This window comes from Actinomadura terrae (genome assembly GCF_022751215.1).
Classification (GTDB): domain Bacteria; phylum Actinomycetota; class Actinomycetes; order Streptosporangiales; family Streptosporangiaceae; genus Spirillospora; species Spirillospora terrae.
Window position 1 is genome coordinate 2,103,296 of record NZ_JAICDG010000001.1, and the last position, 15,518, is coordinate 2,118,813.

At 69.6% G+C, this 15,518-nt stretch carries 11 protein-coding genes; 4 read left to right on the top strand and 7 right to left on the bottom strand.

The genetic code is table 11. The annotated features are described in order from the left end of the window. Positions 1–12: 12 nt before the first annotated feature. Together K2F47_RS09295 and mtnC are read left to right on the top strand one after the other, a co-directional pair. Positions 13–591 (top strand): 1,2-dihydroxy-3-keto-5-methylthiopentene dioxygenase, encoded by a 579-nt coding sequence (locus K2F47_RS09295; RefSeq protein ID WP_242902353.1) that lies wholly within the window; start codon positions 13–15, stop codon positions 589–591. Further along, on the top strand, positions 588–1,313 hold the full coding sequence (mtnC, locus tag K2F47_RS09300; RefSeq protein WP_242902354.1) for an acireductone synthase: 726 nt from the start codon (positions 588–590) through the stop codon (positions 1,311–1,313). Before K2F47_RS09295 ends, mtnC begins: the two co-directional genes overlap by 4 nt. A 362-nt stretch (positions 1,314–1,675) precedes the next feature. Here the strand turns inward: mtnC and K2F47_RS41300 are convergent, their stop codons facing one another. The 3 genes from K2F47_RS41300 to K2F47_RS09315 form a co-directional block, all read right to left on the bottom strand. Continuing rightward, entirely contained in the window at positions 1,676–2,161 is a 486-nt protein-coding gene (locus K2F47_RS41300; protein ID WP_308198390.1) for an RrF2 family transcriptional regulator, read from the bottom strand. 19 nt (positions 2,162–2,180) lie between these two features. Then, a complete protein-coding gene (locus K2F47_RS09310) occupies positions 2,181–5,531 on the bottom strand; it encodes a M28 family peptidase (protein WP_242902355.1) in 3,351 nt (1,116 codons plus the stop codon). A gap of 372 nt (positions 5,532–5,903) precedes the next feature. Next, positions 5,904–7,355: a M1 family metallopeptidase gene (locus tag K2F47_RS09315; RefSeq protein WP_242902356.1), complete on the bottom strand. Its 1,452-nt coding sequence runs from the start codon at positions 7,353–7,355 to the stop codon at positions 5,904–5,906. 304 nt (positions 7,356–7,659) lie between these two features. Here K2F47_RS09315 and K2F47_RS09320 point away from each other — a divergent pair, with 304 nt between their 5' ends. After that, the gene (locus K2F47_RS09320; RefSeq protein WP_242902357.1) at positions 7,660–8,199 is read left to right on the top strand and encodes a DUF1062 domain-containing protein; all 540 of its coding nucleotides are present in this window, start codon (positions 7,660–7,662) and stop codon (positions 8,197–8,199) included. A 133-nt stretch (positions 8,200–8,332) separates the two neighbouring features. Then, the gene (gene ilvE, locus K2F47_RS09325; protein WP_242902358.1) at positions 8,333–9,328 is read left to right on the top strand and encodes a branched-chain-amino-acid transaminase; all 996 of its coding nucleotides are present in this window, start codon (positions 8,333–8,335) and stop codon (positions 9,326–9,328) included. A gap of 67 nt (positions 9,329–9,395) precedes the next feature. On the opposite strand, the gene K2F47_RS09330 is transcribed toward ilvE, so the two are convergent. From K2F47_RS09330 to K2F47_RS09345, 4 genes are all read right to left on the bottom strand, one after another. Beyond that, positions 9,396–10,445 carry an SMP-30/gluconolactonase/LRE family protein gene (locus tag K2F47_RS09330; protein WP_242902359.1) on the bottom strand — a complete coding sequence of 350 codons (1,050 nt, stop codon included), beginning with the start codon at positions 10,443–10,445 and terminating at the stop codon, positions 9,396–9,398. Positions 10,446–10,676: 231 nt separating this feature from the next. Further along, positions 10,677–11,678 carry a zinc-binding dehydrogenase gene (locus K2F47_RS09335; RefSeq protein WP_242902360.1) on the bottom strand — a complete coding sequence of 334 codons (1,002 nt, stop codon included), beginning with the start codon at positions 11,676–11,678 and terminating at the stop codon, positions 10,677–10,679. Positions 11,679–11,917: 239 nt separating this feature from the next. Beyond that, positions 11,918–13,279, bottom strand: a complete 1,362-nt coding sequence (locus K2F47_RS09340; RefSeq protein ID WP_242902361.1) for a cytochrome P450 — start codon at positions 13,277–13,279, stop codon at positions 11,918–11,920. Positions 13,280–13,445: 166 nt separating this feature from the next. Continuing rightward, positions 13,446–15,053 (bottom strand): outer membrane protein assembly factor BamB family protein, encoded by a 1,608-nt coding sequence (locus K2F47_RS09345; protein WP_242902362.1) that lies wholly within the window; start codon positions 15,051–15,053, stop codon positions 13,446–13,448. Positions 15,054–15,518 lie beyond the last annotated feature (465 nt).

Genomic DNA, 15,518 nt, shown 5'->3' on the forward strand with positions numbered 1-15,518 from the left:
AGGAATCGCCCCATGACGCTGTTGCAGATCATGCCCGAAGACGCACCCGGCAAGGTGCTGCTGCGCACCGAGGACGCCGCCGCCATCCACCGCGAACTCGACGGGATCGGCGTCCGCATCGAGCACTGGGAGACCACCGCGCCACTGACGGCCTCGGCGGACGAGGCCACGATCAAGGACGCCTACCGCGACGACATCGACCGGATCAGCGCGGCGGGCGGCTACACGCTCGTCGACGTCGTGCGGATGATCCCGAACCCGGACGACCCGGAGTGGAGGAGGCTCGCCGCGCAGGCGCGGTCGAAGTTCCTTGAGGAGCATTTCCACGAGGAGGACGAGGTGCGCTTCTTCGTGGAGGGCACCGGATGCTTCTATCTGCACGTCGACGGAAAGGTCTACGCGACGGTCTGCACGGCCGGCGACCTGCTCTCCGTGCCGAACCGCACCGTGCACTGGTTCGACATGGGGCACACCCCGTCCTTCACCGCCATTCGCTTCTTTCAGGAGGAGGACGGCTGGATCGGCAAGTTCCTCCCGGAGAGCATCGCCTCGCGTTTCCCCAGGCTCGACGACCTCCTGGTTCGGGTATGACTCGTCCGGGTCCGGCGCGGGCCGTCGTGCTGGACATCGAGGGCACCACGAGTTCCACCGCGCACGTGCACGAGGTGCTGTTCCCCTACGCGCGCGAGCGGCTGAGGAAATGGGTGGCCGACCACGAGGACGAGGCCAAGGACGTCCTTCGGGAAACGCGCGACCAGCTCCGCCTGGAGGGCGCGCCGGACGATGACGCGGCCGCCATCCGGGCACTGGAGCGCTGGTCCGACGAGGACCGCAAGGCGGCGCCGCTGAAGCGGCTCCAGGGCATGATCTGGGCCGAGGGGTTCGCGAAGGGCGAGGTGAGCGGGCACGTCTACCCCGACACCCTGGACGCCCTCCGTGAATGGAAACTCCGCGAGGTGCCCGTCTACGTCTACTCGTCGGGGTCGGTCCAGGCCCAGCGGCTCTGGTTCGCGCACACCCAGTTCGGGGATCTGCGCCGATGGCTCGGCGGCCATTTCGACATCACGACCGCCGGGCCCAAACGGGAGGCGGACTCCTACCACGTCATCGCCGACGGTATAGGCGTCCCGGCGGAGGAGATCCTGTTCGTCTCCGACCTGGTCCAGGAACTCGACGCGGCCCGCCAGGCGAACTGGAGAACGGCGCTGGTGAGCCGTCCTGAGGAGGACCCGGGCGACACTTCCGGGCAGGGCCTCGAAACAGAACCCGCGCATCCCGTCTTCGCGGATCTGCTCTCCGTCGCCCTGGCCTGAACGAGGCCGCCCCGCGGGTCAGCGCATCCAGAGATCGGGCCGAACACCTCGTACCGCACGCGCTCGTCCGAGACCCCGTCGTCGAGCAGGCCGCGCCGGACCTCGCGCATGAACGGCAGCGGCCCGCACATGAACACGCGCGGCTTGTCCAGCAGGGACAGCGCGGCCACGTCGACGCGGCCCGTCCGGACGTCATCCCCGGCGGCCCCGTCCATCTCCTCGTACCAGGTGAGCTGCCGGAACTCCCGCATCCGGCCGCGTGACGTACTGGCCGGGACGGTGCGCGGGCACCGCGCCGCCGTCGGCGGGCACCAGCACGAGCGAGACCACGTCCTCGGACCAGGCCGCCCGGACCTGCGGCGTCACCGCGTCGCCGAGCACCTCGGCGACCGCGTCCCACAGGTGCCGCCGATCGTGTACTGCTCCGGCCGGACGCCGAGCTCCCGGAGCCGCGCCCGGTCCAGCGAGGCGAGGAACATCTCCTGCGCGTTCCGCAGCGCGCCGCGCAGGTGGCAGCCGCCGCGCAGCGGGCACGGCGGGCGGTCGCAGTCGACGACCTCGCCGGGGCCCTCCAGCGCCCGGATGATCCCGCCGAACGGGACGTCGAGCACCTCCTCGGCGAGGACGACCCCGCCGTCCCGGCGCCGGGAGGTCAGGACGAACCCGTGCGCCCGCAGCCGTTGGACGATCGGAGAGTCCGATTTAGGGCTGTGGTGATCACCACACGGCCGATGGCGGCCGACAAGGGTGTGCCCGGTCCAGCCTCCCCACCCCTGTGGAGAAAGGCCGGACCGGGCACGTTCTGGGTGGCCGGGGCGTGACGCCTCAGCCGTCGGGGGGCCGCTCAGTCATCGGCCCCGAGGGCGGTCATGTTCGCTCGTTGGTTCCGGTTGCCGGACCGGCGCCCACCGCCACCTTCCACAGCGCGTAGGCGATCGCGTCGGAGCAGCGGTCGAGCGCGGTCGTGTCGACGTTGTTCGGATACCGGTCGCAGGCCTGGTGGTAGCACCGGTCGAACGCCTGTCCGGCCGTGCCACCCCACTTCTTGGCCTGCGCCGCGGTCTTGGTCGCCGGAGCGCCGGTGAAAAGGAACGTCGTGGCGATTCCGGCGTTGCGGAACGACCCGTCGTCACTACAGCACTCGGAGACCTCCTCCGTCGACACGTTGATCGAGTCGAAGTACTCCTTCAGGTTCTTCGCCAGGGGCGAGTTGATGTCGTCGATGAAGTAGCCCGGGTTCGGCGAGCCGACCATGTCGAAGTTGAAATAGCCCTTGATCTTCGACCGGTCGGCCGTCGAGAGGCGGCCCACATAGAATTTCGAACCGCGCAGGCCCTGTTCCTCGTCCGTCCACCAACCGAACCGCACATGGTTGAGCATGGTGGGCTTGGACTGGGCCAGTTGCAGCGCGACCTCCAGTTGGGCGGCCGACCCGGTGCCGTTGTCGTTGATGCCGGGGCCCGCGGCGACGCTGTCGAGGTGGGCTCCGAACATGTAGACGTTGTTCTCGTTTCCGCCGGGCCAGTCGGCGATGAGGTTGGGCCCGGCGCCACCGCTGCATCCCGAGGAGCAGGCCTGGCGGGTCACCGTGAATCCGGCGGCCTTCAGTTTGCCCTCGATGTAGGAGACGGACCCGAGGTAACCCGCTCCGGTGGAGCGGCGGGTACCGCCGTTGCTGCTGGCGATGGTCTGGAGTTGCTGAAGGTGTCCCTTGACGTTCTCGACGTTGATGTCGGGACCGGGCACCGTCGGGGCGCTCGAAACCGTGAGCGTCTCCGGGGTGGTGGACACCGGTGCGGCGTCGGGCGCGCGGGCTCCGCCGACGGCGACCTTCCACAGCGCCCAGGCCATCGCGTCCGCGCTGCGGTCCAGCGCGGTCGTGTTGATGTTGCCCGGGTAGCTGTCGCAGGACTGGTGGTAGCACCGGTCGAACGCCTGGTTCGCGGTGCCGCCCCACTTCTGCGCCTGCGCGGAGGTCTTCCTCATTCCCGCGCCGGTGGACAGGGTCGAGGTCGGGACGCCGATGTTGCGGAACGACCCGTCGTCGCTACAGCACTCCGTGACCTCCTCGGTGGAGACCTTGATGGAGTCGAAGTACCCCTTCAGGTTCGCCGAGAGAGGCGAGTTGAGATAGTCGATGAAATACCCGGCGTTGGGCGAGCCGATCATGTCGAAGTTGAAGTAGCCCTTGATCTTCGACCGGTCGGCGGTCGGCAGCCGGCTCGTGTAGAACTGCGAGCCGCGCATGCCCTGTTCCTCGTCCGTCCACCAACCGAACCGCACGTGGTTGAGCATGGTGGGTTTGGACTGGGCGAGCTGGAGCGCCGTCTCCAGCAATGCCGCGGAACTGCTGCCGTTGTCGTTGATGCCGGGGCCTGCCGCGACGCTGTCGAGGTGGGCTCCGAACATGTAGACGTTGTTCTCGTTTCCGCCGGGCCAGTCGGCGATGAGGTTGGGCCCGGCGCCACCGCTGCATCCCGAGGAGCAGGCCTGGCGGGTCACCGTGAATCCGGCGGCCTTCAGTTTGCCCTCGATGTAGGAGACGGACCCGAGATAGCCCGCTCCGGTGGAGCGGCGGGTACCGCCGTTGCTGCTGGCGATCGTTTGAAGCTGCTGAAGGTGCGCCTTGACGTTCTCTACGTTGATGTCAGGCGCGGCCACTACTTTTGGGAGGCCACCACCCACAGTGTTCGCCGTGGGAGCACCCGGTGTACAGGTCGGATCGCCGGACTGCGCGCCGAGCTGGACGGCGTCCCACGCCGCCTTCACCTTGTTGAACCAGTCGCAGGTCTTGTCCAGGTTCTTCGCGGCGGAGAGCGTGAGCGTCCGGTACCGGGGGTAGCTGGTGCCGGAGGTCTTCATGTTCATCGCGTTGTAGAAGATCTTCGCGGCGTTCAGGACGCCGACGCCCGTCACCTGGCCGCCCTGGCAGACCGGGCTGTTCGGCTTGCCGCCACCGGGGTTGGAGCCCTCGGCGAGCAGGTAGAACCAGTGGTTGCCGGGACCGGCCGCCTTGTGCACCTCCATCCTCGGAACCGAGGCGGAGTAGCAGTTCGGGTCGTTGTTGACCTGCGACGGGTTGTACATGTTGCGGATCGGGCCGTTCCCGACCAGGTTGACCTCTTCGCCGACCGTGTAGTCGGGCTTGTCCACCGGGTTGTTCAGGAACGCCTCGACGGACGCGCCCCACACGTCGCCCACGAACTCCTGGGTTCCGCCGCCGGACATGCCGCCGGGGGTGAAGTTGTCCAGGCCGTGGCCGAACTCGTGGTCCACCACGTCGGTCGAGGTGATCCACTGGTTGGCCTGGTTGTGGCCGAACTGCGCGTCGGTGCCGTTCCAGTAGGCGTTGACCGCGTTGAGGCCGACCCGCGCCGGGGCCCACTGGCCGTTGCGCAGGCCGTCGCGCCCGAAGGTCTTCAGCAGGTCCCAGAACCCGGCGGCGGCGTACATGGTGTCCACGCAGCCGGCTTCCTTGCTGGTCTTGGACGTGCTGCCCCAGGTGTCGTCCGGCCCGGAGAAGATGCCGCCGCTGTAGTCGGCGCAGGTCATGCCGGGACGCTTCGGGTCGCGCATCGTGTAGGTGCTGCCCGACTGCGTCGTCCCGATGGTGAGGTTCGAGCCCTCCCAGATGCCGGTGCCCGTACCCGCGTGGATGGTCTCCTGCGTGTCGAACCGCTTGCCGGTCCGGGCGTCGACGTAGACCTTCTTGCGGCTCGGCTGCTTGCCGTCGCGTCCGGTCACGACCGTCTCCCACGCCAGCCGGGGCTTGGCCGTCGCGTGGACGACGAGCCGGGGCTTGACCTGGGACTTGTCGGGGCTGGTCAGCGCTGCGCGGGCGGTGCCCGCCGCGGCGGCCTGGCTGATCGTCGGCGTGACGCCGACCGTGATCTGCTGCTGCTGCGCGACCGACAGCGTGCGCACCTGGCCCTTCGCGTCGGTCGCGACGACGAAGTCGCCGCCGACCACGGGAAGGTCGCGGTACGTGCGCTCATAGGCGACGTAGTACTGGTCCCACGGCGTGCTGACGACCTGGGTCCGGATGTACTTCTCGTCCTTGCCGGTGTGCAGGGCGGCGGCGTTCCCGGCGATCAGCCGGTCCGCGGACGCCACCGCGGCCGTCTTCGGGTCCGTGCCGGGTGCCTGACTGCCCTGGGCGGACGTCATGGCGGGTGCCGCCACGCCGGTGAGCGCGAGGGCGGTGACCGCGGTGGTCACCAGGAGATGGTTTCTTCGTTTCACAGCCGCATGCCTCCATCAGAGCGGGAGCGAGGCCGCCCCGCGGGGGTCGGGGCGGCGGCCGACGCGACGGCGGGGCCGGGGAGCGGCGCGCACACGGACTGGGGAGCTGTGCTGCGCGTGGCCGGCCGACGCGTCCTGCAAAGACGACATTGACACCTGATGAACGCCCCGGGAACCATGACATTTGGGCATAACGCAGTGCTATGTGGTCTGAACTGCACCTTTTCTCCCACGTCGCCGAACAGTCCGTGGGGACGGCGTCACCCGCGGGCCTCTCTACCGAACAGGCATTCGATGCTCGGCTAACTGTGGCCCCGGCGGCATCAGGCCACCCGGCGGCGGCCGAACCTATCCGCGGGGGAGTGCGGGCTTGCCGGGGGACTGGACCCAGGTGGCGAAGAACCCGCGCAGGTCGCGGCCGGATATCTCGCTCGCCAGCGCGGCGAACTGCGCGGTGGTCGCGGTCCCGTAGCGGTGGCGCCGCGGCCAGGCCCGCAGGACGGCGAAGAACGTCTCGTCACCGAGCTTCTCGCGGAGGAACTGGAGGGCCATGGCGCCGCCGAGGTACGCGCGGCTGCCGCTCACCTGCTCGGGGTCGTCCGGGTCGGGCTTCGGGACGTCGGCGATCGGCACCGTCCAGAAACGGGCCCCGGACGGGTTGCCGTTGTAGATCTTGAGCGCCTCGTCGTGCGCGCGGCCCCGGCCGTTGATCTCGTCCCAGTACCAGGCGGCGAAGGTCGAGAAGCCCTCGCTGAGCCAGATCTCGTTCCACGCCGTCACCCCGACGCAGTCCCCGAACCACTGGTGGGCGAGTTCGTGCGCGACCAGCTGGTCGCCCTCGGCCAGCGAGTACACCGGCCTCGTCTGCGTCTCCTCCGAGATCGGCACGGGCTCGCCCTCGTAGGTCGCCGCGATGGCGATCGCGCCGGTCGAGCCGAACGGGTAGGGGCCGAACCGGGAACTCCAGACGTCGACCACCCGCGCGGTCGTGTTCCAGAAGAACTCCATGGGGCGAGCGGGCTTGCGCAGGGCGGGGTCGATCGCGACGTACTCCGGTATCCCGCCCGGCGTCCGTCCCCGCCTGACCTGCCACCGGCCGATGTCGACGGTCGCCAGGTAGGTCGCCATCGGCACCGGTTCGGACCATTCGTAGGTGGTCGTCGCACCGCTGTCACGCCGTCCGCGCGGCTCGCCGTTCGCGACCACGCGCAGCCCGGCGGGGACCCGCACGCGGAAGTCGAACGTCGCCTTGTCGGACGGATGGTCGTTGCTCGGGAACCAGGTGGAGGCCGTGTCCCCGCCTCCGCTGACCACGGCCCCGTCGGGCGTCGGCACGAATCCCGTGGGCCCGCCCGCGTCCTGCTCGGGGCGCACCGTGCCCCCGTAGTCGACCGTCACCGTGAACCGGGAACGGTCCGGCAGGCCCCGGGCGGGGGTGATCCGCAGTTCCTGCCCGTCCCGGTTGAATCCGGCCGGACGGCCGTTCACCGCGACCCTCCGCACCGACAGGCCCCGAAAGTCCAGATCGAAGCGGGACAGGTTCTGGGTCGCCTCCGCGCGGATCCGGACCCTGCCCTCCAGGTGCCGCGTACGCGGTTCGTAGCTCAGATCCAGGTCGTAGTGCCCCACCTGGTACCCACCGTTGCCCGCCTGCGGATACCACGGGTCCCCGAGTCCCGGGGCACCCGGGCCGAACTCGCCGCGCGCCCGCGTCCCGGCCGCGACGGGCCCTGCCAGGGCGATCGTCGTCACGGCCACGACCGCACCGGCCACCACTGCGGTTCCCCGCCCCGTCCGCATCCGCCGCTCCCTTCGTCGGTGACGCCAACGAGAGTAGGGACGCCCGCGCCCGCGCACGTCCCCCCACGGGACGAGACTCGGCGTCATACCCCGGTGGTGCGGCGGTCGCGGCTGAACGGCCTGGACGGCCTGGACACCGGTCGCTAGCCTGTCCTCCTTCCTACGTGAGGACATAGCGCGCATGACGCCCCCCGCTCTCTAGACCTGACACTCCTCCACGCATTGGTCGCCGACCACACCGTCGGCTCTGTTCCCCATGCCTTCGTCAGGTCTTCAGAGAGTCATGTCTTCACATCTTCATTCCGTGCTGCCCTGGGTGGTGCGGCGCACCCGCCTGCCCCTGCTCGCCCTCCGGTGCGTGGACTGCCCCTCGGGGCGCGCCACCGTCGGCGACGGCAGGTTCCGCGTCAACGCCAACGGCAAGCTGCTCGACGTCTGGCTGCTGGTCAACTGCGTGTCCTGCGACCGGACCGGCAAGCTCACCGTGCACGACCGCGTCCCGGTGGGGGCGCTTCCCGCCGACCGGCTGGCCGGCTACACGGCCAACTCGCCCGCCCTCGTCGCGGACACGCTCCTCGACCCGTCGATCGCCCGGCGCAACCGGTTCGCGCTCGACTGGGACGGGTGCTGGGATCTCGACGCGTCCCCCGTGCCCGATGATCCGTGGCCCGTCCAGGTCACGGTCGTGTTCGAGGACCCGGTACCGGTCCGTCCCGAACGGCTGCTCGCCCGTGGGCTGGGCCTCGGTCGCGCCGAGATCGCCCGCAGAGTCAAGGTCGAGATACCGCTGAACCGGAGGACGAGGCACGACTTCTCGTTCGTCCTGGTGTGCCCGGCCGGTTAGACCCCGGGCATCGGCGCCACGCCGTGGCGGGACGCGGCCCGGCCGCGTCCCGCCACGGCTCCGTAGGTGAATCGCCCCGATCTGACCGCCTTCGACCTGGCTTCTCCTGGCGACCCGGCGGTAGCCTCACACCATGATCGACGATCAGCGTGACGACCGTGCGGAGACCGGCGACGCGCTGGTCGGCCCGGACGGCGGCGACCCCGACTGGCTCTGGCGCAGCGGCGGCCTCGTCCCGTGGCACGAGGCGCGCGTGCACGTCAACGCGGTGGGGCACGCGTCCGTCGCGGCCGTCTTCGAGGGCCTCAAGGCCTACCTGGCCGCCGACGGCGAACGGCTCCTGGTGTTCCGGCTGGACGAGCACCTGCGCCGGCTCCACCAGTCGGCGCGGATCTGCCGCATCGAGATCCCCTGGACGGTCGAGGAGCTGCACACCGCCGTCCTGGAGGTGCTCGCGGCCAACGGCTACGCGTGCGACGTCTACGTACGTCCCTGGGCCTACCCCGCGGGCATCATCCGCGAGCAGCTGCTGCCCGCCGGGCCGCGCTGCGACGTCGTCGTGGACAGCTGGCCGTTCCGCAGCGGCATGGCCGACGCGCGGGGCTGCCGCGCGGCGGTCAGTTCGTGGCTGCGGATACCCGACGCCAGCGCCCCGCCGCGCGCCAAGGCGTTCTCGAACTACCACAACGGCCGGCTGGCGCTGATGGAGGCGCGGGAGAACGGGCACGACTGGCCGATCATGCTGAACGAGCGGCTCAAGGTGAGCGAGGGCCCGGCGGCCTGCGTCGCGCTCGTCCGGGACGGCCGGGTCGTCACCCCGGCGCTGACCGGCGGCCTGCTGGAGAGCATCACCCGCGACACCGTCCTCACGCTGCTGGCCGAGGCGGACGTCCCCGTCGAGGTGCGCGAGGTCGACCGCAGCGAGCTCTATGTGGCCGACGAGATCTTCTTCATGGGGACGGCCAGGGAGATCCTCCCCGTCCGTGAGATCGACGGCCTCACCGTCGGCGACGGGACGCCGGGACCGGTCGCGACCCTCCTCCGGGACGCCTACATGCGGCTGGTGCGCGGCGAGTCCACCGGACACGACGACTGGCTCACCGAACTGAGACTGCCGGACCGCGCCTGACACCGTGGACGGGACGGCCCCCCTGCCGCTGAGCGGCAGGGGGGGCCGCGCGTCTTTTGGCCCCTCGTCAGAGGCCGCGTACGGAGGCGATGCTGAACGGGAGCTGCGGGGTGCCGGGTCCCGTGGGCCCGCCCTTGTCGAACTGGGAACGGACGACGTAGAGCCTGCCGTCCTTGCGCAGCAGGGTCGTCGGGGTCTGCAACGCCAGGTCGGTGACGCGCCGGGTCAGGCGGGCCGTCCGGCCGTCCGAGCCGATGCGCCACCGGCTGATCGCGTAGGCGTCCGTGATGGGATGGGCCGCCCACAGCGTGCCGTTTCGCAGTTCGAGGCCGTCGCCCGTCGTCAGGTCCCCACCGCTCAGGGCGACCTTGTCGACCTTCCCGGAGGGCAGCGCGATGCGGTAGAGGTCGCCGCCGGCCATGTCCACCGACAGCAGGTAGCGCCCCGAGGGCTCGCTGACGATTCCGTTGAGGGTGATCGAGTCGGGCGCGTGCGGTTCCACGACCTTGGACAGGTCGAAGGCAGGCGTGAGGGGCGCCTCGCCGCCCTGCTCGTGCGCCTTCGCGAGCTGCTCGGGCGTCACGCGATAGACCACGGACCGGCGGCTGTCGGTGATGTAGGCGGTGCCGTCCGGCGTGATGGCCATGTCGTTGACCAGACGCGCCTCCGGGCCGGTGACGGTGAAGCGGGCCAGCAGGCGGCGGCTCGGAATGTCGTAGACGGCGAGCCCGGTGAGGCGGTCGGTCACCCACAGCCGCCTGGACCGGTCGACCTCCATTCCGAGAGCCTGCGTCCGGCCGTCGACGCGCGCGGGCAGGAACTCCTTGGCGACCCGCTCGCCGGGCGTGATCTTGAAGACCGCGCCGCCCTCGAACGTCCCGACATAGAGGTCGCCGGTACGCGGATCGGCGGTGATTCCTTCCGGATAGACGCGGTCACCGGGAATGACGTAGGCCGTGGAGATCCGGACCTTGCCCTCCGCGGAGGGCGCCGCGGCCTGCGCGGCGGAGCCGAGGAGCAACGGCGCGGCGACGGCCGCGACAACGATGGAACGCCGGGCGTGGTACATGATCACCTTCTCCAAAAGGGTTTCGCGGGCGTCGGCATCGTCCAGCACCGCGGGCACTTCGAGCGCATCACCGCTCCCTCCATCCCCCGGACGCAATGCTAAGCCCAAAGGAACCGCCGCCTTCTCCCTCAAGGCCTGTCGACTGTGGAGTGCCGACGCGTCCAGAATCGAAAGCAGCCGTTGACCTGCTCGAACCTTCGGAGAACGGCACATTGGCGTCGTCGCGCCACGCGTCCCGGATACCGGTCGTCACGTCGCCGGCCCGTTCTCGAACGGCTTCTAATGCCGGACGCGGACGACGAGTTTGCCGGTGGCGCGGTCGTGCTCCATGTCGTCGTGGGCCTGCGGCACCTGCTCCAGACCGTCGTAGACGCGGTCGACGGGGAACGACAGGCGCCCGGCCGAGACGGCGTCGAGGATCTCCTGGAAGGCGTCCCGGGGGAGGTCGGCGGCGTCGCCGAAGTAGCCCGCCAGCCGCACACCCCTCGGCAGGTACTCGTTGGGGGAGAAGTCCCGCACCGTGTACTGGTTGGAGAGGCTGCCGCCGAAGCAGGCCGTGCCGTGCACGCGCACCGCCCGCAGCGTGTCGGGCAGGGTGGGCGTTCCGACCAGATCGAGTGCGGCGTCGACACCGTCCGGATACAACTCGCGCACGGCGGGCGCGACCTCGCCGGTGTCGAGCACGGCATGATCGACGCCCCGCTCCTTCAACCAGGCGAGGCGACCGGCCTGCCGGGTGGTGGCGAGCACCGTGGAGCCGCGCCACGCGGCCAGCGCGGCGGCCGCCAGGCCCACCGAGGACGTCCCGCCGCGTATCAACAGGGTCTCTCCGGGCTTCAGGTCCAGACCCACGGTGAGCGACCCGTAGGCGGTCTGCACCATCTCCGGCAGGGCGCCCAGCACCTCCCAGGGCAGATCGGTGTCGACGGGGATGACCTGGGACAGCGGCACCGACGTGTACTCGGCGTAGCCCCCGTCATAGGTGCGGCCCATGTCCCCCATCATCGCGACGACCTTCTGCCCGGCCACCAGCCCGCTCCCGGCCGGGGCCGCGTCGACGGTGCCGGCGGCCTCGATACCGGGCACGCGGGGGAACTCGACCCCCACGCTCACCCCGAGGCGCAGCTTCAGCTCCGAACGGTTGAGGCCGAACGCCTCGACCCGGATGCGCACCCAGCCGTCCCGCTCGGGCGGAACCGGAAGCGCGACCACCCGCAGGTTGTCCACGGGCCCGGGAGCGGAGAGCCGGACAGCACGCATCGTTCCCGCCGAGGGCGCCATGGACCCGCCTTCTTCCCAGCCGCAAGAGAGTGGATCAGCACACGATCAACCCGCGCTCCCGCAACTTCATTCCCGGTAGCCGCCCCGCGAGCGACCGAGCCGCGCTACGAGCGGGGTGCGCGACGGCGCCCGGCTGGGGGCATACCCGTCACCCACCCAGGCGCCTGCCGCCCGGAGCACAGGGTCCACGTGGCACGTCGGCTACGCCTGAGGCGTCACCATTGCGGCGGGCTATTCGATCACGCGACAACGCGCAGTGTCGTGGGCCCCTTGAGCTGGCTGAAAGTCTTGTAGGCGGGCGCTTGGCCGTCGTCCTCCAGGCGCAGTTGGGGGTAGCGGTCGGCGAGCAGTTCGAGGGCGATTTCGAGTTCGAGCCGGGCCAGTGGAGCGCCGATACAGTTGTGGATTCCATGGCCGAAGCTGAGGTGCTGTTTCGCGTTCGCCCGGTCGAGACGGAATTCCTCCGGTGCCACGAAATAGTCGGTGTCGTGGTTGGCGGACGCGTAGAAGAGGAAGATCCTGTCGCCTTCGGCGAAGGTGACACCGCCGACGGTCACGTCCCGCTTCGCCGTGCGGAACAGCCCGAAGACCGAGGTGTCGAAGCGCAGGCCCTCGGCGATGACCTGCTCGATCGCGACTTCTCCGCGCGCGAGAGCCGACCAGCGAGACGGCTGTTGGAGAAGGGCGCTGACGATATTGGTGATCGCGTTTCCGGTGGTCTCCCATCCGGCGCTGACCAGCCCGAGCGTCTGGATGACGATCTCGTCCACGCTGAGCGCGTGGCCGTGCGGATCTCCGTTGATCATCAAGGAGATCAGGTCGTCGCCCGGGTCCGCCCGCCGGATCTCCACCAGCTCGCGAAGGTAGGCGACCGCCTCGTTGAAGCTCCGGCCGTGGTCGATCAGTTCGCGTTCGCCGAGCGCGGCGCTGCCCGCGAACAGCACCGTCTCATCGGCTATCCAGCGGCGGAGCTTGTCGTGCTCGCTCGGCGGGAAGCCGGTCACGTGCATGATGACCTCCAGCGGGACGACCGAGGAGAACTCGCTCACCAGGTCGAAGCCGCCGGACTCGGGCAGGCGGTCCGCGATGGCCGTGATGATCCGCCGGATCGACGGTTCGAACGCGGCGATGGTGCCGGGCTTGAAACCGTGGTGCACGATCCGGCGCACGGCCGTGTGCCGTGGCGGATCTCCCACCGTCACGATGGTGTTGTCGAACAGAAAGTCCGCTGCCCGCTGCGCGATTTCCGGCAATCCGGTGGGCCTGGGGAACGCGTCGCTGGAGGAGAACGTCTTCCAGTCGGAGGCGATGCGCTTGATGTCGTCGTATCGGGTGACGCACCACGACTGCATTGGCTCGGAAAAGAAGATGGGTTCCTGTTCGCGGGCCTGTTCCAGGAATCGGTAGGCCGAGCCGACATGAGGGCCGAACGGATTGAAGGATCGCAGCTCGAGCGCGGCGGCGCCGTCTTCCGTTGCGGTCGCGTTCCCCGGCGAGTTGTAGGCGGCCATGGGGTCAACCCCTTCCCTGGAGTTGGCAATCACGCGCACGCTATCACCCGGCATCCCGGCGTTCACGTGCAGACAGCCGACAGTGGCCATCTGGCAAGCAAGATCCTTTTATCCGGTGTACCGTGAAAGGCCGCGCCCGCGAACAAGGCCATCAAAAGGCGTTGGACAGGCCCGCCCCGGTCCTTTCTCGCGCGAAACGCACTTGTCCGCGGGTTGCGACCTCCTGCGCAGCTCACATTTCACCGCCGGTCCGGCCTCAGGGCAGGTCGAAGGCCAGCAGCACGTTTCCGCGCTCGCTCGGGTACATGGGCTCGTATCCGGTCTGGACGTAGAGCGTTCCGTGCGCGACCACCGCGCCGCCGTTGCCAGCGATCGAGCCGCCGCGTCCCGGAATCCCGTTGACACCGTCGAAATCCCGGACGGTGTCGTATTCCCACAGCACCGCGCCGGTCCGCGCGGAGTACACCCGCATCTTGCCGTCGGTGCTGCCCTCGTAGACCAGCCCGGGACTTGAGGTGACTGCCGGGGTGTGGGCCAGGACGCACTGCTGGGGATACTGCGCCGCGCCGCCCCGGGTGCAGCCGTCGGCCGGGTTGGGCGTCGTCCACACCACCTTGCCGGTGGCCGGGTCCAGGGCGTTCAGCGTGCCGGGACCGGCGTAGTAGGTGGCGGCGTACAGGTGCGTTCCGTCATAGCTGGCGCCCCACTGGATGCCGGTGGCCCCGCCCAGCGGTGACGGAACCGAGAGCTGCCGCCGCCAGCGCACCTTGCCGGTCCGCGCGTCGAAGGCGTGGTAGACGCCGCTCTTCTGGCCGACCCCCACCAACAGGCGGCCGTGCACCGGGAACAGGTTCGGGGTCGAGCCCAGGTCGAAGTCCAGTGCGGTGTTGTCCTTGAGGCCGGGGCAGTACCCCTCCCCGTCGGGGAAGTTGCACAGATCGCGCCAGCTGTCCGCGTCGGTGACCTGCTGCTTCCACCGCACCGCGCCGGTGGCCGCGTCCAGCGCGAACAGAGTGTCGAAGTCCCCGCCGTTCCCGGAGTAGTTCTGCCCGGTGCCGACGTACAGCGTGCCGGTCGCCTCGTCGATGACGGGCGAGCCCCACACGCCCGCGCCGGACGGCTCGTACCGGGTCGAGCCGCTGGGCCAGGTGCCCACCGGCTTCGGTTCGGGAACCGTGTACCTGCGCCACACCAGCGCTCCGGTCGCGGCGTCGAGCGAGTCGATGTGCCCGCGGAAGGTGCAGCACGGGTACTTCTGGTCGACTCCGTGCTCGTTGCTGGACGAGCCGATGTAGATCCGGCCCTTGTGGTACAGCGGCGAACTGGTATGCCAGCCGCGCGGATGGTCCTCGGTCTGCACCCGCCAGACCAGCTTTCCGGTGCGCTGGTCGAGCGCGTACACGTAGCCGTTGCTGTCGCCGAAGAAGACCTTGCCGTCCGCGACCGCCGCCCCGGTCGCGCCGTTGAACGCGACGCCCCCGTCCGGCGGGGTGGGCCTCGCCGGCCCCATGTCGAACCGCCACTTCTGCTTCCCGGTCCTGGCGTCGACCGCGTAGAACATCCGGTCCGGGCCGCCGAAGAACACGTCGTCGCCGACCACCGCGGGCTGGCTCTTCGTCCACGCCCCGGTCTTCGGGTAGGCGAACGCCCATTTGAGCTTCAGCCGTCCCACGGTGGCCGGGGTTATCCGGTGCTCGGCACGGTTGAACCGCGACCCGGTGGGATCACCCTGCCAGCTCGGCCAGTCGCCGCGCCCGCCGCCGGAGTGCCCGCCCGAGGCGTCCGCGCCCGCGGTGGCGGCGGCCGTACTGCCGAGCATCACCACGAGGCAGCACAGGACTAGCAGACCACGTGCACGACGCACGGGAACCACCTCCAGAACGTGATTTTTCAACCAGCCTGGCAGAGTGGCCGGATCACGTCGTTGCGCCTCCGTGACAAGATCCACGACTCGCCGTCCCTGATTGAGGCACACTCGAAAACCCACAGCGCTGGTAGATCGCTCGGTCGATCGAGGAGATGGTGGGCCGCGCGGACGTCGTTGGACAGGACCCGGACAGGCGCCTGGTCACCGGGCCGCGAGAGCGGCCGGATGACAACGACCGTCCCGCGGGACGTCACCGCTAAATCGGATCATCGAATTCCGTCGGATATCGATCATTCTCGTCCGCGACAGCGCCTGACGCGTCACATGTTCATGAACGCTTCTCATGGCGACCATGCGTCGCAGGACGCAAAACCAAGGACCAGAATCGGTCATCATCCCAGGATCTGTCATCACCTTGTGCGGGTATTGCCGATGGTGGCGAAGTAGAGCATAAGCTTGCGT